Source organism: Klebsiella sp. RC2, assembly GCF_014192815.1.
GTDB classification, from domain to species: domain Bacteria; phylum Pseudomonadota; class Gammaproteobacteria; order Enterobacterales; family Enterobacteriaceae; genus Klebsiella; species Klebsiella variicola.
This window is the reverse complement of the sequence record NZ_JACHYL010000001.1, coordinates 377,494-397,110: the sequence shown is the minus strand read 5'-3', so window position 1 is coordinate 397,110 and position 19,617 is coordinate 377,494. Positions and strand designations below refer to the sequence as shown.

The window sequence follows — 19,617 nt, the reverse complement described above, 5'->3', positions numbered from 1 at the left end:
GGATGATTGAAGCAGACCGGCTGGTATCGGCAGACAGCAGCGGCGCAGAAGAGGCCGTTGACCGCGCCATCCGCCCAAAATTGCTGGCAGAGTATGTCGGCCAGCCGCAGGTGCGCTCCCAGATGGAGATCTTTATCCAGGCGGCGAAACTGCGCGGCGACGCCCTCGATCACCTGCTGATTTTTGGCCCGCCTGGGTTGGGGAAAACCACCCTGGCGAACATTGTCGCCAATGAGATGGGGGTGAATCTGCGCACCACCTCCGGCCCGGTGCTGGAGAAAGCGGGCGATCTCGCCGCGATGCTCACCAACCTCGAACCGCACGACGTGCTGTTTATCGATGAGATCCATCGCCTCTCGCCGGTGGTGGAAGAGGTGCTCTACCCGGCGATGGAAGACTATCAGCTGGATATTATGATTGGCGAAGGTCCGGCGGCGCGCTCCATCAAAATCGATCTGCCGCCGTTTACCCTGATCGGCGCCACCACCCGGGCCGGTTCATTGACCTCGCCGCTGCGCGACCGCTTTGGCATCGTGCAGCGTCTGGAGTTCTATCAAATACCCGATCTGCAGCATATCGTCAGCCGCAGCGCCCGCCATATGGGGCTGGAGATGAGCGACGAAGGCGCGCTGGAAGTGGCCCGTCGTTCACGCGGCACGCCGCGTATTGCCAACCGTCTGCTGCGCCGGGTGCGCGACTTCGCGGAAGTGCGCCACGACGGCAGCATCTCTGCCGACATTGCTGCCCAGGCGCTGGATATGCTGAATGTCGATGCGGAAGGGTTCGACTATATGGACCGTAAACTACTGCTGGCGGTGATAGATAAATTCTTTGGTGGGCCGGTGGGGCTGGATAACCTCGCCGCCGCGATCGGCGAAGAGCGGGAAACCATTGAAGATGTGCTGGAGCCCTACTTAATTCAGCAGGGTTTTCTGCAGCGTACGCCACGGGGAAGAATGGCGACGGTGCGCGCCTGGAATCATTTCGGGATCACGCCGCCGGAAATGCCGTAGTTCGCGACGGATGTGTCGTTCATTATGAGGCCCGGTCAGCAGCGCGACCGGGCTTTTTCATTTTCAGCTGGCGGCTTTTTTTGTCATGCTGAGAATAAACAGCACGGCGGCGCACAGCACCACCGACGGCCCGGCCGGGGTGTCGTAGAAGGCCGAGAAGGTTAACCCGCCGGTAACGGCCAGCATGCCCACGCCCACTGCCACGGCGGCCATCTGCTCCGGCGTGCGGGCAAAACGGCGGGCGGTGGCGGCCGGGATAATCAGCAGGGAAGTGATGATCAGCGCGCCGACGAACTTCATCGCCACGCCGATAGTCAGAGCGGTGACCAGCATCAACAGCAACTTCACGCGCTGCAGCTTCACGCCATCGACAAACGCCAGATCCGGACTGATGGTCATCGCCAGCAGCGGTCGCCACTGCCAGAGCAGGATACCAATCACAATCACTACGCCAATGGCGATGGCAATCAAATCCTGCGGCGTCACTGCCAGCAGATCGCCGAACAGGTACGCCATCAGATCGACGCGGACGTTAGACATCAGACTGACCACCACCAGCCCCAGCGACAGTGCGCTGTGCGCCATGATGCCCAGCAGGGTATCGATCGCCAGATGGGGGCGTTTTTCCAGCCACACCAGCCCGCCGGCCAGCAGCAAAGTCACGGCGATCACCGCATAAAACGGATTGATGTTAAGTAATAAGCCAAAAGCGACGCCGAGCAGCGACGCATGCGCCAGCGTGTCGCCGAAATAGGACATGCGGCGCCAGACCACAAAGGAGCCCAGCGGACCGGCGGCGCAGGCCAGCATCATCCCGGCCAGCCAGCCAGGTAACAGAAGTTCAATCATTAGCGGCTGTTTCCCCGACGCAGTACAATTCGCCCCTGAAGGTCGTGGCGGTGATTATGGTGGTGGCGGTAAATCCCCAGCTGTTCCGCGCCGCGCGGGCCGAACATGGAGATAAACTCCGGATGCATGGAGACCACCTCCGGCGCGCCGGAGCAGCAGATATGCTGGTTCAGGCACAGGACTTCGTCGGTTTTGGCCATCACCAGATGCAGGTCGTGCGATACCATCAGCACTGCGCAGTCCAGTTCATGGCGCAGCTGGTCGATAAGATCGTAAAGCGCCACCTGGCCATTGACGTCAACACCCTGGGTCGGTTCATCCAGCACCAGCAGCTGTGGGCGGTTGAGCAGGGCGCGGGCCAGCAGTACGCGCTGGGTTTCGCCGCCGGAGAGTTTTTGCATCGGCGCGTCGATCAGATGCCCGGCCTGCACACGTTTCAGTGCCGGCAGGATGTCGTCTTTGCGGGTACCCGGGCGCAAACGCAGGAAGCGGCTGACGGTCAGCGGCAACGTGGCGTCAAGATGCAGCTTCTGCGGCACGTAGCCAATCCGCAGGCGGTCTTCCCGCTTGATGACACCCTCTGTTGGTGCTACCAGCCCCAGAACCACTCGCACAAGGGTCGATTTACCGGCGCCGTTCGGGCCCAGCAGGGTTAATATTTTGCCTGGCGTGAGTGCCAGCGAAATGTCAGACAGCACGCGGCGTTGGCCAAAGGCCACCGACACATTTTCCAGCGTAACAAGGTTTGTCATAGTAATTTAGGGTTGCACAAGCTAGTGAATGTTATAATATCACATCACATTCACTCGTTTCGATGACTAGACGCATTATGTTACATAAAAATACGCTTCTTTGCGCTGGACTTGGCGCTGTTTTTTTGTTCGCGCAGGTTCCGCTGGCCAGCGCCGCCGTAGTGACTTCCATGAAACCGCTGGGCTTTATCGCAGCCGCCATCGCCGATGGGGTGACAGATACTCAGGTGCTATTGCCCGACGGCGCCTCAGAGCATGACTATTCACTGCGGCCTTCTGATGTAAAACGCTTACAGAACGCAGACTTAGTGGTATGGATTGGGCCGGAAATGGAAGCCTTTATGGATAGGTCGACGCAAAGCATTGCGGCGAATAAAAAGGTGACCATCGCGGAGCTGGAAGGGGTGAAGCCGCTGCTGATGACCGGGGCGGATGACGATGACGATCATGATGGTCATGACCACGGCGCAGCAGAAAAAAGTGACGGCGATCACCATCACGGTATTTACAATATGCATCTGTGGTTATCCCCAGAGATAGCGCGGCTTTCGGCGGTTGCAATCCACGATAAATTATTAGAACTTATGCCGCAGAGTCGAGCCAAACTCGACAGCAACCTGCAGCAGTTCGAGGCCGCGCTGGCGGCGACTGACAAGCAGGTTAGCAATGAGCTGGCACCGCTGAAAGGGAAGGGCTATTTCGTTTTTCATGACGCCTACGGTTACTTTGAAAAACACTACGGTTTGACCTCGCTGGGGCACTTTACCGTCAACCCTGAAATACAGCCTGGTGCGCAGCGTTTACACGAAATCAGAACACAACTGGTTGAGCAGAAGGCCACGTGCGTTTTTGCTGAGCCACAGTTCAGGCCAGCGGTTATCGAAGCTGTTGCCCGGGGCACGTCTGTGCGCATGGGAACCCTGGATCCGCTGGGTACTGGAATTACGTTGGGTAAAGCGAGTTACCCGCAATTCCTGACCCAGCTGGCGAATCAGTATTCGAGCTGCCTGAAAGGAGATTAACGAGGAAGTGAATACGTGCAACAGATAGCCCGCGCTGTCACTCAGGCATTCAACAATCTGCCACGACCTCATCGCGTCATGTTGGGGTCGCTTAGCGTTCTTACCTTAGCGGTCGCCGTCTGGCGACCCTACATTTACCACCCGGAATCCGCCCCCATCGTCAGAACCATTGAACTGGAAAAAAGCGAGATCCGTTCCCTGCTGCCGGAAGCCTCCGAGCCGATCGACCAGGCCCCGCAGGAAGAAGAAGCCATTCCTCAGGATGAACTCGACGAGAAGGCCGATACCGATGCCGGCGGTCATGAATATGTGGTGTCGACTGGCGATACGCTCAGCAGCATCCTGAACCAGTACGGTATCGATATGGGCGATATCGCCCAGCTTTCCTCCGCCGATAAAGAGCTGCGTAATCTGAAGATTGGCCAGCAGCTCTCCTGGACCCTGACCGCGGACGGCGATCTGCAGAGCCTGACCTGGGAGATGTCCCGCCGCGAAACCCGCACTTATACCCGTGTGGACAACGGTTTTAAAATGAGCAGCGAGCTGCAGAAAGGCGACTGGGTCAACAATGTGCTGAAGGGCACCGTCGGCGCCAGCTTTGTCTCCAGCGCGCGCGATGCCGGCCTGACCAGTACCGAAATCAGCGCGGTGATCAAGGCCATGCAGTGGCAGATGGATTTCCGTAAGCTGAAAAAAGGCGACGAGTTCTCGGTATTGATGTCGCGCGAAATGCTCGACGGCAAGCGCGAGCAAAGTCAGCTGCTGGGCGTGCGTTTGCGCTCCGACGGTAAGGATTACTATGCTATCCGTGCCGAAGACGGCAAATTCTACGATCGTAACGGGACGGGGCTGGCGAAAGGCTTTATGCGCTTCCCGACGGCGCGTCAGTTCCGCGTTTCCTCTAACTTTAACCCGCGTCGTCTGAATCCGGTCACCGGGCGCGTCGCGCCGCATCGTGGCGTCGATTTCGCGATGCCGCAGGGGACGCCGGTGCTGGCAGTGGGTGATGGCGAAGTGGTAGTGGCCAAGCGCAGCGGCGCTGCCGGGTATTATGTTGCTATCCGCCACGGTCGCACCTATACCACCCGCTATATGCACCTGCGTAAGCTGCTGGTGAAACCGGGGCAGAAAGTGAAGCGCGGCGATCGTATCGCGCTGTCGGGGAATACCGGCCGTTCTACCGGGCCGCACCTGCACTATGAAGTGTGGATCAACCAGCAGGCGGTCAACCCGCTGACGGCTAAGCTGCCGCGTACCGAAGGGCTGAGCGGTTCCGACCGTACCGATTACCTGGCGCAGGTCAAAGAGGTCGTCCCGCAGCTGCGGTTTGACTAACCACCGGTCAGTGGAAAGCCGGTGCCCCAGGGCGCCGGCTTTTTCTTTTGTAGGTTACCTAACGTCTCGCTACACTATCCCATTATCTTGATTAAGCAGTCGACCTGCGGATTGGGCATGGAAACGAAAAAAAATAATATTGAGTTTATCCCTAAGTTTGAGAAATCCTTTTTACTGCCGCGCTACTGGGGCGCGTGGCTGGGCGTCTTTGCCTTCGCAGGCATCGCGCTGACGCCGCCTTCCTTTCGCGATCCGATCCTCGGAAAACTCGGCCGCTTCGTAGGGCGTTTGGCGAAAAGCTCGCGGCGCCGGGCGCAGATTAATTTGCTCTACTGTTTTCCGGAAAAAAGCGAGCACGAACGGGAAGCGATCATCGACGCCATGTATGCCTCGGCGCCGCAGGCGATGGTGATGATGGCCGAGCTGGGCCTGCGCGATCCGCAGAAAATCCTTGCCCGCGTCGACTGGCAGGGGAAAGAGATCATCGACGAGATGCAGCGTAATAACGAGAAAGTGATTTTCCTCGTTCCGCATGCCTGGGGCGTGGATATCCCGGCGATGCTGATGGCCTCCGGTGGGCAGAAGATGGCGGCGATGTTCCACAACCAGGGTAACCCGGTCTTTGATTACGTGTGGAATACCGTGCGCCGTCGTTTTGGCGGGCGTATGCACGCGCGCAACGACGGGATCAAACCGTTTATTCAGTCGGTGCGCCAGGGCTACTGGGGTTACTATCTGCCCGATCAGGATCACGGCGCTGAGCACAGTGAATTTGTGGATTTCTTTGCCACCTACAAGGCGACGCTGCCCGCGATTGGCCGTTTAATGAAGGTATGCCGCGCCCGCGTCGTACCGCTGTTTCCGGTCTATGATGGCCAAACGCATCGCCTGACGGTGCTGGTCCGCCCGCCGATGGACGACCTGCTGGACGCAGACGATACGACGATCGCCCGGCGGATGAACGAAGAAGTGGAAGTGTTTGTTAAGCCGCACACCGAGCAGTACACCTGGATCCTGAAGCTGCTGAAAACGCGCAAGCCGGGTGAAATCGAGCCCTACAAACGCAAAGAGCTGTTCCCAAAGAAGTAGTCTAAAAGAGAGCCAGTGGGCGTTCCTGGCTCACTGGCTATATTGCGTCAGTAACATCAGGTTCTCGACGACAAGCCGGTAGCGATACTCCGGGCGGCCAGTGATACCGTAGTGATTGGTCGTGAAGAGCACGTTTATCTGCTCCAGCCAAATCAGGTATTTACGGCATGACACCCTGGATATCTGCAGCGCCGCCGCCAGCTCGTTGGTCGAAAAATCGCGCGCCTGATGGTCGTCAATCCACTGGCACACCAGGCGAAGGGTTTGCGGCGTCAGCCCTTTCGGCAGGCGGCGGGCGCTTTCCTGTTGCGGGATCCCGCGGCGCAGCAGGGTGTCGATATCCGCCTGGGCATAACAGGATTTCGCCTGCGTCACCTCACGCTTTTTGCGCCATGCCTGCAGGGCCTCCTCAAAGCGCGGAAACTGAAACGGTTTAATCAGGTAATCCACCACGCCATAGTGCAGCGCCGTTTGTAGCGTGAGCGTATCGGCGGCAGACGTCATCATGATGACGTCAATATTCCGCCCATCTGCGCGAAGCGCCGGCAGCAGGTCCAGGCCATTCTCCTGTTGCATATAGACATCCAGCAGCAGTAGATCGACCTGCGCCAGATGGCTTAGCATCGCTTTGGCGTCGCCGATCGTCGCCGCCACCCCGCAGCAGTGAAAATCAGCTACCCGGCTGATAAACAGCCGGTTCAGGTCGGCTACCATGGGATCATCATCGACGATCAGCACATTGAACATGCGTGGTTCCCCGGTGTGGCGGGAAGCCAGCCGGCTTCCCGCAAGATGAGTTGAGGAATGACGATCAGAATGACGATCGTTTATAGGCGGTGTAGCGCGCTCGCCAGAAGGTTTTATCGATATTCGCCGCCAGCTGTGCCTCGTCAATCTGCGGCGCAACGCCGTCCCGCTGCGCGGCGCGAGCGACCTCTGCGGCAATAGCCCGGGAAATCATTTCGATCTCTTCAACCGGCGGCAGTAAAGCACCGGTTTCACGGCTCGCCAAAGGCGAGTGGGCTGCCAGGGTTTTACTGCAGGTGATCAGCATCGCTTCCGTGACGCGCTGCGCTTTACTGGCGAGGATCCCCAGCCCCAGACCGGGAAAAATATAGGCGTTGTTGCACTGAGCGATATCGTAGGTTTTGCCGTCGTAGAAGACGGGTTCGAACGGGCTGCCGGTGGCGATCAGCGCGCTTCCCCGGGTCCACTCCAGCAAATCCTTCGGCTGGGCTTCGGCCCGGGAGGTGGGGTTAGAGAGCGGCATAATAATCGGACGCGGGCAGTGCCGATGCATCTCCTTCACTATCTCTTCGCTAAATAACCCCGGCTGGCCAGACACGCCAATCAGTACGGTAGGGTGGACGTTGCGTACGACATCCATCAGCGACAGTTGGGCGGACTCGGTATTCCAGTGGGCAATACTGGCTCGCGGCGTGACGAGGTCGCGCTGAAAATCGAGCAGATTGGGCATCTCATCCGTCAGCAGGCCAAAGCGGTCAACCATAAAGATACGGCGGCGTGCTTCCTCCTGCGAAAGCCCATCATCCACCATCAGCGCAATGATTTTTTCCGCAATGCCGCATCCGGCCGAACCGCCGCCAAGGAAAACTACCCGCTGGTCGCGGATCGGCGTCCCGGCCGCGGCCGCAGCGGCGATCAGCGTCCCTGAGGTCACGGCGGCGGTGCCCTGGATATCATCGTTAAAACAGCACAGCTGGTGACGATAACGGTTGAGCAGTCGCGTGGCATTCTTTTGGGCAAAGTCTTCAAACTGAAGTAATACATTCGGCCAACGTTGCTGAATGGCATGGACAAACATGTCCATAAACTCCAGGTACTGCTCGTCGCTGATGCGCGGATGGCGCCAGCCCATATACAGCGGATCCTCCAGATGCTGCGGGTTGTTGGTGCCGACATCTAGCATGATAGGCAGCGTGGATGCCGGGTGAATGCCCCCGCAGGCGGTATATAACGAGAGTTTGCCAATGGGGATCCCCATGCCACCAATCCCCTGGTCGCCCAGCCCCAGAATGCGCTCGCCATCGGTCACGACAATGACTTTGATATCATTGCGGGAAAATCCCTGCAGCATTTCGTCAATCTGGTGACGGTTGGGCCAGGAAATAAACAAACCGCGTCCCCGGCGATATATTTCTGAGAAATGTTCACACGCTTCACCCACCGTCGGGGTATAGATCACCGGCAGCGTTTCTTTCATATGACTACGCAGCAGGTTATAGAATAATGTCTCGTTAGTATCCTGAATATTCCTGAGATAGATATGGCGCGAAATACTCTTTTTGAACTGGCAAAACTGGCCCCATGCGCGCTCGGTTTGTTCTTCAATGGTTTCAACATTATGGGGTAACAGTCCCTGAAGATTAAATGCCGTGCGTTCACTTTCGGTAAAAGCAAGGCCTTTATTTAATAACGGATTTTCCAGCAGGACGGCACCGTTATAGGGAGTGTATAAGGTTTCTGTGGCTAACATTGGATGACTCCTGAATATCAAATTAAAACATTGCCTGATGTCTTGGTGTTTTATTTCCGTGATTACGAAATGAGATAAATCATGATGCCTTCGGTGACGACGCCGATGGCGGTACCCAGCAAAATAGAGGATGAGGCCGGCTCAATATAGGTATCGCTGCGCAGCGCAAACATCCCTGCCGCGATGGCGGAAGGCGTCGCGCCGATGATAATAACCTGTTGCATTAAGGTATGACTGAGCCCAAAGGCCAGTCCGGCCAGGGCCATCATTGCCGGTTGGATCAGATTTTTGATACTGATATTGGTACAGGTTTGAATATTGACCGTCGGGCGTTCGCCGTAAAACAGCAGTCCCAGGGCGAACAGTGACAGACCGCCGGCGATTTTACCCACCATTTCAATAGGCATACTGAGCATAGGTGGCAGCTGGACTCCCGCCAGGCTGAGCAATACGCCGGAAATTGGGATCCAGACGATGGGGTTTCTCACGGCCTTCAGTAGGTTTTGCAGGATCAGCTGCCCGGCGTGAAGCTGGGGTTCATCCGCGCTCCGGTGCTTGTCTCCCATGCGAATCAGGATAATAGTCAGGGGGATCATCAATACGCTGGTCACCAGGTTTCCGATAAGCACGCCGAGAAAACCCTCCGGACCTATCAGTACCGCCAGCACGGGCGCGCCAAAGTAGGCCATATCGGGGAAGGCGCAAACCAGCGACTGAATCGCGCTGGTTTTAATATCATGACGGAAAACATAGCGTGAGATCAGCAGCGTGAGAAAATAGGACCCCATCAGGCCAATGACTAACACCGCCATAAAGGTGAAGTTTTTAATTTTATCGGGATGGGTATTTAACGCGCCGATAAAAAGATGGAACGGAAGCGCAAAGCGGATCACCACCGTGGCCAGAACGGAGGCATCCTCGCGCCGGGTATAGCCTAGTTTACCGCTAAGCCATCCCAGCAGCATGATAAATACCAATGGGAAAAGAGATTGTAAGAGTAGTGAAGGCATAAGATGTCCTGACATATTTTATCGGGTTGTTGTGTCGCCAATCTAGCGATCCCGTAATATTTAAAAGGTGATAGTCATCACAGTCGCCTGCCTTTAAATAATTTCGTCTCGGATACTTTACTTACAAATAAAGAAAACAGGGTTAAATCATGGGGTTGTATCTATGGCATTTAAATTTCACTATTGATGAAAACTTTAGCTTTATGACGATAAATTAAATTACTTAAAATCAATTTTATAGTTTAGTCACAAAGCCAACAGAAGAAATCCGTTTGTCATTTTTTGTTTTAAACGCCTGTGCTACCGTTTTGAGTGTATTTTGGTGAGCCGGTGTTTAGTGCTATTTCATTTATGTTGCTACGCAAATTTTAATATTGCGTTACTACCCTACGCTACCTCCTTATCATTCAGGTAAAAATATGGAAAATAATTCACTCAACCACCCGATAGATAAAACGCAACCGAACGGCCAATCGACACGACTTTTATCCAATATCGACGTTGGTGCCGTACCGTTAACGCTCTTTATTGGTATCGCTGCGATCGTCGCGCTCTCTGCGAGCGCGGGCCTGCTGCCGAAAAATATGATTGGCGGACTGGCGGTCATTATGACCCTGGGATTCGCGCTGGCTAAGATTGGCCGCATGGTGCCAGTACTAAAAGACATTGGCGGGCCGGCCATATTGTGTCTGATGATGCCCTCAGTATTGGTCTACTTTGGCGTGTTTGAAGCTCATACGCTCGATACTGTGCACTTGCTGATGAAAGAGGCCAATCTCCTCTATTTCGTCATCGCCTGTCTGGTTGTCGGGAGTATTCTGGGAATGAACCGCACTATTCTGATCCAGGGGATGGTGCGTATGTTTGTCCCGCTGGTGGCCGGGACCGGGGCGGCAATATTAACCGGCCTGCTGGTGGGCAGCTTATTTGGCTACAGTATTTACCACACCTTCTTTTTTATCATCGTGCCGATTATCGGCGGCGGCATCGGCGAAGGGATCCTGCCTTTGTCGCTGGCTTATTCGGCCATTCTCGGGCAAACACCTGATGTCTATGTTGCCCAGCTGGCGCCGGCCGCGGTGGTTGGGAATATTTTCGCCATTATCTGCGCTGGTTTTCTGGCGCGCATGGGCGCACGTCGTCCGGCGCTCTCCGGCAATGGGATGCTGATCCGCAGCCATGACGATAATAGCGTCTTTGCGCAGCATCAGAGTACCCAGCCCACCGATTTTCAGCTGATGGGCGCCGGGTTGCTGATGATTTGTGCATTTTTCATCGTCGGTGGTCTGCTGGAGAAGGTAGTGCATATTCCCGGGCCGGTGCTGATGATTCTGGCGGCCGTCTTCTGCAAATATACCAACGTTATCCCGGCGGCGATGGAGCTGGGGGCGCATAGCTGCTACAAGTTTGTCTCCGCCGCGCTGGTGTGGCCGCTGATGATCGGCCTGGGCATGCTGTATGTGCCGCTGGAGAGCGTGGTCTCGGTCTTCTCCATTGGCTACGTCGTGGTTTGCGGCTCCATCGTTATTGCCATGGCGCTGAGCGGTTTCTTTATCGCTACTCGCCTGAATATGTATCCGGTGGAAGCCGCTATCGTGACCAGCTGCCATAGCGGCCTTGGAGGAACCGGAGATGTGGCCATCCTCTCGGCGTCAAACAGGATGGGGTTGATGCCGTTTGCCCAGATTGCGACGCGGATCGGCGGGGCGTCGACGGTGATCGCCGCGACGCTGTTGTTGAGCTGGGTGGTGTAATCTGCCAGATAGTGGGCAAAAAAAACCTGCCAGCGCATCGCTGGCAGGTCGACACCGAGGCTTACTCGACGGTGAGGATACGGGTGGTGTTGGTGCTGCCGATGGTGCTCATCACGTCACCCTGGGTAACGACCACAAGGTCACCAGAGACCAGGTAGCCTTTGTCCCGCAGCAGATTGACGGCATCGTGCGCAGCGGCTACCCCGTCATTCTGGCTGTCGAAGAACACCGGGGTCACCCCGCGGTAGAGTGCGGTCAGGTTCAGGGTGCGCTCGTGGCGGGAAAGGGCGAAAATCGGCAGACCGGAGCTGATGCGCGAGGTCATCAGCGCGGTGCGGCCCGATTCGGTCATGGTGATGATGGCCGTGATGCCTTTCAGGTGGTTGGCGGCATACATCGCCGACATGGCAATCGCTTCTTCCACGTTGTCGAACTGGACGTCCAGACGGTGTTTGGAAACGTTGAGGCTGGGGATTTTTTCGGCGCCCAGACACACGCGCGCCATCGCGGCCACGGTTTCCGACGGATACTGACCGGCAGCGGTTTCCGCAGAGAGCATCACCGCATCGGTGCCATCCAGCACGGCGTTGGCCACGTCCATCACTTCCGCACGAGTCGGCATCGGGTTGGTGATCATCGACTCCATCATCTGGGTGGCGGTAATGACGGAACGGTTCAGCTGACGGGCACGACGAATCAGCGCTTTCTGGATACCCACCAGCTCTGGATCGCCGATTTCGACGCCGAGGTCGCCGCGCGCAACCATGACCACATCGGAGGCGAGGATCACGTCGTCCATCGCATCCTGATCGCAGACCGCTTCCGCACGCTCAACTTTGGCGACGATTTTCGCATCGCAGCCGGCATCGCGCGCCAGGCGACGGGCGTAGTTCAGGTCTTCGCCGCAGCGCGGGAAAGAGACCGCCAGGTAGTCGACGCCGATTTTGGCGGCGGTGACGATATCAGCCTTGTCTTTGTCGGTCAGCGCTTCGGCAGACAGACCGCCGCCCAGCTTGTTGATCCCTTTGTTGTTAGACAACGGACCGCCGACGGTCACTTCAGTAAACACTTTCATTCCCTGAACTTCGAGGACTTTCAGCTGCACGCGACCATCGTCGAGCAGCAGGATATCGCCCGGCACGACATCCGCCGGCAGGCCTTTGTAGTCGATCCCGACTTTCTCTTTGTCGCCTTCACCTTTACCAAGGTTAGCGTCGAGCAGGAATTTATCGCCGACGTTGAGGAAAATTTTGCCTTCTTTGAAGGTCGATACGCGAATTTTTGGTCCCTGGAGGTCGCCGAGGATGGCCACGTGACGGCCCAGTTTTGCCGCAATCTCACGCACTTTGTCGGCACGGAGCTGATGATCTTCCGGGGTGCCGTGAGAGAAGTTCATACGCACTACGTTTGCGCCCGCGGCGATAACTTTTTCCAGGTTGTTATCGCGGTCAGTTGCTGGGCCTAAGGTAGTAACGATTTTGGTTCTGCGAAGCCTTCTGGACATGTAATACTCCGTTGACTGATACAACTTTGGTGTTGCGTGAACATGGATTCGGTAGCGCCAGCCTGCAACGTCGCACAGCCGGATCGTTATCGAAGGTGTAATGGGGTACTGCTTGTTATCAACTTTTATTGATTATCACTGGGTACGAACGGTTCTTTATCAAAACGCGATTCCTTCAGCGCTTCCTTGACCCTCTTCAAGTTATCTCTGAATTTTGCCCCTCGACGCAGCGTAAACCCCGTCGCCAATACGTCGATGACGGTCAGCTGGGCGAGACGGGAGACCATCGGCATATAGATGTCGGTATCTTCCGGGACATCGAGGGTGATGGCGAGCGTGGCTTCCCGGGCCAGGGGGGTACCGGCGGAGGTGAGGGCGATCACCATGGCATCGTTTTCACGGGCCAGCTGCGCCAGCTCCACCAGGCTCTTGGTTCTTCCGGTATGCGAGATAATCACCACCACATCATCGTCATCGCAATTCATACAGCTCATGCGTTGCAGGACAATGTCGTCGGAATAGATGACCGGCACGTTAAAGCGGAAAAATTTGTTCATCGCATCATGGGCGACCGCCGCCGAGGAACCGAGGCCGAAAAAGGCGATTTTTTTGGCCTGAGTCAGCAGATCCACCGCGCGATTCACCGCCGACATGTCGAGAGAATGGTGGACCTGATCTAAACTCGCCATGGCCGATTCGAATATTTTTCCCGTGTATGACTCAACGCTGTCGTCTTCATCAACATTCCGGTTAACATAGAGCGTGCCGTGCGCGAGGCTCTGGGCAAGGTGCAGTTTAAAATCAGGAAACCCGCGGGTTTCGAGACTGCGGCAGAAGCGATTGACGGTCGGTTCGCTCACCCCGGCCTCAAGGGCGAGGGCGGCGATGCTCGAATGAATGGCCTGCGCGGGGGTGGCGAGGATCACTTCCGCCACTTTGCGTTCAGATTTGCTAAGGTGTTCCAGTCGGGACTGGATTTTTTCCAGCATGTTCATTAGTAACAGGGCGCTCATCAATGGAAACGATTTCATTAATGGGTGAAATCATCGGGCGTTTTAGCAAGAATATACCCCTCCGCAAGCGCAAGCGGTGAGGAATGACGTGAAATAATGTTGTTTTTTTTCATTACATGATCAGAGTCGTATTTTACTGACCTGAAACAGGTACAAACAACGAACAATATCAGCCAGATGCCCAAATCATCGCCGAATGTTTTCACCCTGTGCGGTTTTACCGCCGCAAACGAAGGGGAAGGCTTTCGGGAAATACGTAAACACAGTACAGTGCAGTGTAAGAAAATTACAAATATAGCCTGGCAGAAGCACCAGACTATCAACTGAGGAGAATGACATGGCGGTAACGCAAACGGCCCAGGCATGCGACCTGGTCATTTTCGGCGCGAAGGGCGACCTGGCGCGACGTAAATTGTTGCCTTCCCTGTATCAGCTTGAAAAAGCGGGCCAGATCCACGCCGACACCCGCATCATTGGCGTCGGCCGTGCCGATTGGGATAAAGCGGCTTACACCAAAGTCGTGCGCGAAGCGCTGGAAACCTTCATGAAGGAAAAAATTGATGAGGGTTTGTGGGATTCCCTGAGCGGACGCCTGGAGTTCTGTAATCTTGACGTCAATGACACCAGCGGCTTCACGCGTCTGGGTGAGATGCTGGATCAACAGAACCGTGTCACCATCAACTATTTCGCCATGCCGCCGAGCACCTTTGGCGCGATCTGCAAAGGTCTGGGCGAAGCGAAGCTCAATGCCAAGCCTGCGCGCGTGGTGATGGAAAAACCGCTGGGTACCTCGCTGGAAACCTCGCGTGAAATCAACGACCAGGTCGGCGAGTTTTTTGAAGAGTGCCAGGTCTACCGTATCGACCACTACCTCGGTAAAGAGACGGTCCTCAACCTGCTGGCGCTGCGCTTTGCCAACTCTCTGTTCGTCAATAACTGGGACTGCCGCACTATCGACCATGTCGAAATCACCGTCGCGGAAGAGGTGGGTATTGAAGGGCGCTGGGGTTACTTCGACCAGGCCGGGCAGATGCGCGACATGATCCAGAACCACCTGCTGCAGATCCTCTGCATGATTGCCATGTCACCGCCGTCCGATCTCAGCGCCGACAGCATCCGTGATGAAAAGGTCAAGGTCCTGAAATCCCTGCGCCGCATTGATCGCTCCAACGTGCGTGAGAAAACCGTTCGCGGCCAGTACACCGCCGGCTTTGCCCAGGGCAAAAAAGTGCCGGGCTACCTGGAAGAAGAGGGCGCCAACAAAACCAGTAACACCGAAACCTTCGTGGCTATCCGCGTCGATATCGATAACTGGCGCTGGGCCGGCGTACCGTTCTATCTGCGCACCGGCAAACGTCTGCCGACCAAATGCTCTGAGGTCGTGGTTTACTTCAAAACTCCGGAGCTGAACCTGTTTAAAGAGACCTGGCAGGAGCTGCCGCAGAACAAGCTGACCATTCGTCTGCAGCCGGACGAAGGGGTGGATATCCAGGTGCTGAACAAAGTGCCGGGCCTCGACCATAAGCATAATCTGCAGATCACCAAGCTGGATCTGAGCTACTCCGAGACCTTCAACCAGACGCACCTGGCCGATGCTTATGAGCGTCTGCTGCTGGAGACCATGCGCGGTATCCAGGCGCTGTTCGTCCGCCGTGATGAAGTGGAAGAGGCGTGGAAATGGGTGGATTCCATCACCGAAGCCTGGGCTGCCGACCGCGATGCGCCGAAACCGTATCAGGCAGGGACCTGGGGACCGGTTGCGTCGGTGGCGATGATCACCCGTGACGGCCGCTCATGGAACGAGTTCGAGTAAGCTCGCCGCCTAATCCGTCAGGGTTATTTTACCGGTAACATGATCTGACGCAGAAAGTCGCACGCTTTTTAATCTTTTAAGCCCCGTGAGGATTCACCCACGGGGCTTTTTTTATTACACTGCTTTCAGACATTTTGCCCCTGAGCGCTGGTGTTGGTGGCCTTTAGCACAAAAATACGTCATCACGCAGCGGCCGGACAGATACAAATTTGAGGAGCCTTTATGAATTCGACAATGTTACGGGTAACAAATCGCATTATCGAACGGTCGCGTGACACCCGCGCGGCTTACCTCGCAAGGATTAACCAGGCCAAAACCGACACCGTGCATCGTGCGCAACTGGCCTGCGGCAATCTGGCTCACGGTTTCGCGGCCTGTCAGGCTGACGACAAAGCCTCTCTGAAAAGCATGTTGCGCAACAATATCGCCATCATTACCTCCTACAACGATATGTTGTCCGCTCACCAGCCCTACGAACACTATCCGGACATCATCCGTAAAGCGCTGCATAGCGCCAATGCGGTCGGCCAGGTGGCCGGCGGCGTGCCGGCAATGTGCGACGGCGTAACCCAGGGGCAGGACGGTATGGAGCTCTCATTGCTGAGCCGCGAAGTGATCGCCATGTCCGCCGCTATCGGTCTGTCGCATAACATGTTCGACGGCGCGCTATACCTCGGGGTATGCGATAAAATTGTTCCTGGCCTGACCATGGCGGCACTCTCTTTCGGCCATCTGCCGTCGGTCTTTATTCCCTCCGGCCCAATGGCCAGCGGCCTGGCTAATAAAGAGAAGGTCCGCATTCGCCAGCTGTACGCGGAAGGTAAAGTGGATCGTATGGCCCTGCTGGAGTCTGAAGCTGCCTCGTACCACGCGCCGGGAACCTGTACTTTCTACGGGACGGCGAACACCAACCAGATGGTGGTTGAGTTTATGGGCATGCAGCTGCCGGGCTCCTCTTTTGTCCATCCGGATGCCCCGCTGCGGGACGCGCTGACCGCCGCCGCCGCGCGCCAGGTCACCCGCATGACCGGCAATGGCAACGAGTGGATGCCGCTGGGGAAAATGTTCGACGAAAAAGTGGTGGTCAACGGCATCGTGGCGCTGCTGGCGACCGGTGGCTCCACCAACCATACCATGCACCTGGTGGCGATGGCCCGCGCGGCGGGGATCATCATTAACTGGGACGATTTCTCCGACCTGTCAGACGTGGTGCCGCTGCTGGCGCGCCTCTATCCCAACGGCCCGGCGGATATCAACCACTTCCAGGCGGCGGGCGGCGTTCCGGTACTGGTGCGCGAGCTGCTGAAAGGCGGCCTGCTGCATGAGGATGTTCACACCGTCGCTGGCTTTGGTCTGTCGCGTTATACCCTGGAGCCGTGGCTCAACAACGGCGAGCTGGACTGGCGTGAAGGGGCGACAGCGCCGCTTGACGATCAGGTCATCGCGACCTTCGAGAAACCGTTCTCCCGCCACGGCGGCACCAAGGTGCTGAGCGGCAACCTGGGGCGCGCGGTAATGAAAACCTCGGCTGTCCCGGTGGAGAATCAGGTGATCGAAGCGCCGGCGGTGGTGTTCGAGAGCCAACACGACGTATTGCCGGCCTTTGAAGCGGGCCTGCTGGATAAAGATTGTGTGGTGGTGGTCCGTCATCAGGGGCCAAAAGCGAACGGGATGCCAGAATTACATAAACTTATGCCGCCACTTGGTGTATTATTGGACCGCCGTTTCAAAATAGCGCTGGTGACCGATGGCCGACTCTCTGGCGCCTCCGGTAAAGTCCCGTCAGCTATCCATGTCACGCCTGAAGCCTATGATGGTGGGTTGCTGGCGAAAGTGCGCGATGGCGATGTGATTCGCGTGAACGGGCAGACGGGGGAACTGACGCTGCTGGTGGACGATGCCGAACTGGCGGCGCGTCAGCCGCATATCCCTGACCTCAGCGCGTCGCGCGTGGGAACTGGTCGGGAGATGTTTGGGGCGCTGCGTGAGAAGCTCTCTGGCGCGGAGCAGGGCGCAACCTGCATCACTTTTTAAGACGATTTTATTTCTAGATCTGGCGAGAGAAAATCCTGATGAAAAACTGGAAAACAACAGCAGAAGCAATCCTCACCTCCGGTCCGGTTGTCCCGGTTATCGTGGTGAAAAAGCTGGAGCATGCGGTACCGATGGCGAAAGCGCTGGTCGCGGGCGGCGTGCGCGTGCTGGAAGTCACCCTGCGCACCGAGTGCGCCCTGGAAGCGATCCGCGCGATTGCTAAAGAAGTGCCGGACGCGATTGTCGGCGCGGGCACGGTCACCAACGTCGAGCAACTGAAAGCGGTAACGGAAGCTGGCGCGCAGTTCGCTATCAGCCCGGGACTGACCGAATCCCTGCTGAAAGCGGCGACCGAAGACGGCACCATTCCGCTGATCCCGGGGATCAGCACGGTTTCCGAGCTGATGCTGGGTATGCAGTATGGTCTGAAAGAGTTTAAATTCTTCCCGGCGGAAGCCAACGGCGGCGTGAAAGCCCTGCAGGCGATTGCTGGTCCGTTCGGCCACATTCGTTTCTGCCCGACCGGCGGTATTTCTCCGGCCAACTACCGTGACTACCTGGCGCTGAATAGCGTGCTGTGCATCGGCGGTTCCTGGCTGGTGCCAGCCGACGCGCTGGAGGCCGGCGACTACGATCGCATCACCACCCTGGCGCGTGAAGCGGTGGAAGGCGCGAAGTAAACCGCGCCTCAGGGTCGACAACCCGGTCAGCGGCAACGCGACCGGGTTTTTTTGTCTTTAGCCTTCGACGATGACCGCAGCGGCGGCGGTTTTAGCCCGCGCTACGGCCTCTTCAACCGAATCGGCAACGGCGAGGGTCACCCCCAGGCGGCGGGTACCGTCAATCTCGGGCTTGCCGAACAGTCGCAGCTGCAGGCCAGCCCCGACGGCCGATTGCAGCTGGCCAAAGCTGACGTTCTGACTGGTCAGCTGCGGAAGGATCACTGCGGAAGCGGCCGGACCATACTGGCGGATAGCGCCGACGGGCAGTCCAAGAAAGGCACGAACGTGCAGGGCGAATTCCGAGAGATCCTGCGAGATCAGCGTTACCATGCCGGTGTCGTGTGGGCGCGGGGAAACTTCGCTGAAGATCACCTCGTCGCCGCATACGAACAGTTCCACGCCAAACAGGCCATGACCCCCCAGCGCCAGCACTACCTTGCGGGCGATGGCCTGGGCACGTTCGAGGGCCAGGTCGCTCATCTGCTGCGGTTGCCAGGACTCACGGTAATCGCCGTCTTCCTGGCGATGGCCAACCGGGGCGCAGAAATGCACGCCGTCGACGGCGCTGACGGTGAGCAGGGTGATTTCGAAATCGAAATTCACCACCCCCTCGACGATCACCCGCCCGGCGCCGGCGCGGCCGCCCTGCTGCGCATAGCGCCAGGCTTCGCTGAGCTGGTCAGCCGAGCGGATAAAGCTCTGACCTTTGCCGGAGGAGCTCATCACTGGTTTGACGATGCACGGCAAACCGATGTCGGTGACCGCCGCGCGGAAGCCTTCTTCGCTGTCGGCAAAGCGATAGCTGGAGGTGGGGAGCTGCAGCTCTTCTGCCGCCAGGCGGCGAATGCCTTCGCGGTTCATGGTGAGCTTAGCCGCCCGCGCCGTGGGGACTACTTTCTGCCCGGCCTGTTCCAGTTCAACCAGGGTATCGGTAGCAATAGCTTCGATCTCCGGCACGATGTAATCGGGTTTTTCCTGTTCAATCAGAGCGCGCAGGCTCTCGCTGTGCAGCATATTGATGACATGGGCGCGGTGGGCGACCTGCATCGCCGGGGCATCGGGGTAGCGGTCGACGGCGATAGTTTCAATGCCCAGACGCTGACATTCAATAGCGACTTCTTTGCCCAGCTCGCCGGAACCTAACAGCATTACTTTGGTGGCTGCCGGGCGCAGCGCGGTGCCTAATACAGTCATAACTCTCTTCCGCAGT

General features: G+C 57.1%; 17 protein-coding genes. 9 read left to right on the top strand and 8 right to left on the bottom strand.

Translation table 11 applies throughout. From position 1 onward, the window contains the following. Positions 1-2 precede the first annotated feature (2 nt). On the top strand, positions 3-1,013 hold the full coding sequence (gene ruvB / locus FHW76_RS01890; protein ID WP_012541250.1) for a Holliday junction branch migration DNA helicase RuvB: 1,011 nt from the start codon (positions 3-5) through the stop codon (positions 1,011-1,013). A gap of 63 nt (positions 1,014-1,076) precedes the next feature. Here ruvB and znuB read toward each other — a convergent pair whose 3' ends face one another. Together znuB and znuC are read right to left on the bottom strand one after the other, a co-directional pair. Next, the gene (gene znuB, locus FHW76_RS01885) at positions 1,077-1,862 is read right to left on the bottom strand and encodes a zinc ABC transporter permease subunit ZnuB (protein ID WP_008804249.1); all 786 of its coding nucleotides are present in this window, start codon (positions 1,860-1,862) and stop codon (positions 1,077-1,079) included. After that, positions 1,862-2,581 carry a zinc ABC transporter ATP-binding protein ZnuC gene (znuC, locus tag FHW76_RS01880; protein ID WP_229531798.1) on the bottom strand — a complete coding sequence of 240 codons (720 nt, stop codon included), beginning with the start codon at positions 2,579-2,581 and terminating at the stop codon, positions 1,862-1,864. Before znuC ends, znuB begins: the two co-directional genes overlap by 1 nt. A gap of 110 nt (positions 2,582-2,691) precedes the next feature. Between znuC and znuA the strand changes: the two genes are divergently transcribed. From znuA to lpxM, 3 genes are all read left to right on the top strand, one after another. After that, entirely contained in the window at positions 2,692-3,636 is a 945-nt protein-coding gene (gene znuA / locus FHW76_RS01875; RefSeq protein ID WP_008804251.1) for a zinc ABC transporter substrate-binding protein ZnuA, read from the top strand. 15 nt (positions 3,637-3,651) lie between these two features. Next, the gene (mepM, locus tag FHW76_RS01870) at positions 3,652-4,971 is read left to right on the top strand and encodes a murein DD-endopeptidase MepM (RefSeq protein ID WP_012541251.1); all 1,320 of its coding nucleotides are present in this window, start codon (positions 3,652-3,654) and stop codon (positions 4,969-4,971) included. A 117-nt stretch (positions 4,972-5,088) separates the two neighbouring features. Beyond that, on the top strand, positions 5,089-6,060 hold the full coding sequence (gene lpxM, locus FHW76_RS01865; protein ID WP_008804253.1) for a lauroyl-Kdo(2)-lipid IV(A) myristoyltransferase: 972 nt from the start codon (positions 5,089-5,091) through the stop codon (positions 6,058-6,060). A 30-nt stretch (positions 6,061-6,090) separates the two neighbouring features. Here the strand turns inward: lpxM and dcuR are convergent, their stop codons facing one another. The 3 genes from dcuR to FHW76_RS01850 form a co-directional block, all read right to left on the bottom strand. After that, positions 6,091-6,807, bottom strand: coding sequence for a two-component system response regulator DcuR (gene dcuR, locus FHW76_RS01860; protein ID WP_008804254.1), 717 nt, complete (start codon positions 6,805-6,807; stop codon positions 6,091-6,093). A 64-nt stretch (positions 6,808-6,871) separates the two neighbouring features. Beyond that, positions 6,872-8,557, bottom strand: a complete 1,686-nt coding sequence (locus FHW76_RS01855; RefSeq protein WP_183476166.1) for an NAD-dependent malic enzyme — start codon at positions 8,555-8,557, stop codon at positions 6,872-6,874. A 62-nt stretch (positions 8,558-8,619) separates the two neighbouring features. Next, entirely contained in the window at positions 8,620-9,567 is a 948-nt protein-coding gene (locus FHW76_RS01850; protein ID WP_012541253.1) for an AEC family transporter, read from the bottom strand. 419 nt (positions 9,568-9,986) lie between these two features. On the opposite strand from FHW76_RS01850, the gene FHW76_RS01845 reads away from it, so the two are divergent. Continuing rightward, entirely contained in the window at positions 9,987-11,321 is a 1,335-nt protein-coding gene (locus FHW76_RS01845; RefSeq protein ID WP_012967679.1) for a 2-hydroxycarboxylate transporter family protein, read from the top strand. A gap of 61 nt (positions 11,322-11,382) precedes the next feature. On the opposite strand, the gene pyk is transcribed toward FHW76_RS01845, so the two are convergent. Both pyk and FHW76_RS01835 read right to left on the bottom strand, forming a co-directional pair. Next, positions 11,383-12,825: a pyruvate kinase gene (gene pyk / locus FHW76_RS01840; RefSeq protein ID WP_002911440.1), complete on the bottom strand. Its 1,443-nt coding sequence runs from the start codon at positions 12,823-12,825 to the stop codon at positions 11,383-11,385. Positions 12,826-12,950: 125 nt separating this feature from the next. Beyond that, entirely contained in the window at positions 12,951-13,856 is a 906-nt protein-coding gene (locus tag FHW76_RS01835) for a MurR/RpiR family transcriptional regulator (RefSeq protein ID WP_162493240.1), read from the bottom strand. A gap of 159 nt (positions 13,857-14,015) precedes the next feature. Between FHW76_RS01835 and FHW76_RS01830 the strand changes: the two genes are divergently transcribed. From FHW76_RS01830 to FHW76_RS01815, 4 genes are all read left to right on the top strand, one after another. Further along, a complete protein-coding gene (locus FHW76_RS01830) occupies positions 14,016-14,165 on the top strand; it encodes a hypothetical protein (RefSeq protein ID WP_004145554.1) in 150 nt (49 codons plus the stop codon). A 10-nt stretch (positions 14,166-14,175) separates the two neighbouring features. Further along, positions 14,176-15,651, top strand: a complete 1,476-nt coding sequence (gene zwf, locus FHW76_RS01825; protein WP_008804260.1) for a glucose-6-phosphate dehydrogenase — start codon at positions 14,176-14,178, stop codon at positions 15,649-15,651. 222 nt (positions 15,652-15,873) lie between these two features. Further along, positions 15,874-17,685 carry a phosphogluconate dehydratase gene (edd, locus tag FHW76_RS01820; RefSeq protein WP_008804261.1) on the top strand — a complete coding sequence of 604 codons (1,812 nt, stop codon included), beginning with the start codon at positions 15,874-15,876 and terminating at the stop codon, positions 17,683-17,685. 38 nt (positions 17,686-17,723) lie between these two features. Beyond that, the gene (locus FHW76_RS01815; protein WP_002911423.1) at positions 17,724-18,365 is read left to right on the top strand and encodes a bifunctional 4-hydroxy-2-oxoglutarate aldolase/2-dehydro-3-deoxy-phosphogluconate aldolase; all 642 of its coding nucleotides are present in this window, start codon (positions 17,724-17,726) and stop codon (positions 18,363-18,365) included. 57 nt (positions 18,366-18,422) lie between these two features. On the opposite strand, the gene purT is transcribed toward FHW76_RS01815, so the two are convergent. Beyond that, complete coding sequence (purT, locus tag FHW76_RS01810) at positions 18,423-19,601, bottom strand: formate-dependent phosphoribosylglycinamide formyltransferase (protein ID WP_049138202.1); 1,179 nt, start codon at positions 19,599-19,601, stop codon at positions 18,423-18,425. Positions 19,602-19,617 lie beyond the last annotated feature (16 nt).

Coding starts and splice junctions, on each gene's coding strand:
- ruvB (WP_012541250.1), top strand. CDS start 3: ATGATTGAAGCAGACCGGCTGGTATCGGCAGACAGCAGCGGCGCAGAA.
- znuB (WP_008804249.1), bottom strand. CDS start 1,862: ATGATTGAACTTCTGTTACCTGGCTGGCTGGCCGGGATGATGCTGGCC.
- znuA (WP_008804251.1), top strand. CDS start 2,692: ATGTTACATAAAAATACGCTTCTTTGCGCTGGACTTGGCGCTGTTTTT.
- lpxM (WP_008804253.1), top strand. CDS start 5,089: ATGGAAACGAAAAAAAATAATATTGAGTTTATCCCTAAGTTTGAGAAA.
- dcuR (WP_008804254.1), bottom strand. CDS start 6,807: ATGTTCAATGTGCTGATCGTCGATGATGATCCCATGGTAGCCGACCTG.
- FHW76_RS01855 (WP_183476166.1), bottom strand. CDS start 8,557: ATGTTAGCCACAGAAACCTTATACACTCCCTATAACGGTGCCGTCCTG.
- FHW76_RS01850 (WP_012541253.1), bottom strand. CDS start 9,567: ATGCCTTCACTACTCTTACAATCTCTTTTCCCATTGGTATTTATCATG.
- FHW76_RS01845 (WP_012967679.1), top strand. CDS start 9,987: ATGGAAAATAATTCACTCAACCACCCGATAGATAAAACGCAACCGAAC.
- pyk (WP_002911440.1), bottom strand. CDS start 12,825: ATGTCCAGAAGGCTTCGCAGAACCAAAATCGTTACTACCTTAGGCCCA.
- FHW76_RS01835 (WP_162493240.1), bottom strand. CDS start 13,856: ATGAAATCGTTTCCATTGATGAGCGCCCTGTTACTAATGAACATGCTG.
- FHW76_RS01830 (WP_004145554.1), top strand. CDS start 14,016: ATGCCCAAATCATCGCCGAATGTTTTCACCCTGTGCGGTTTTACCGCC.
- zwf (WP_008804260.1), top strand. CDS start 14,176: ATGGCGGTAACGCAAACGGCCCAGGCATGCGACCTGGTCATTTTCGGC.
- edd (WP_008804261.1), top strand. CDS start 15,874: ATGAATTCGACAATGTTACGGGTAACAAATCGCATTATCGAACGGTCG.
- FHW76_RS01815 (WP_002911423.1), top strand. CDS start 17,724: ATGAAAAACTGGAAAACAACAGCAGAAGCAATCCTCACCTCCGGTCCG.
- purT (WP_049138202.1), bottom strand. CDS start 19,601: ATGACTGTATTAGGCACCGCGCTGCGCCCGGCAGCCACCAAAGTAATG.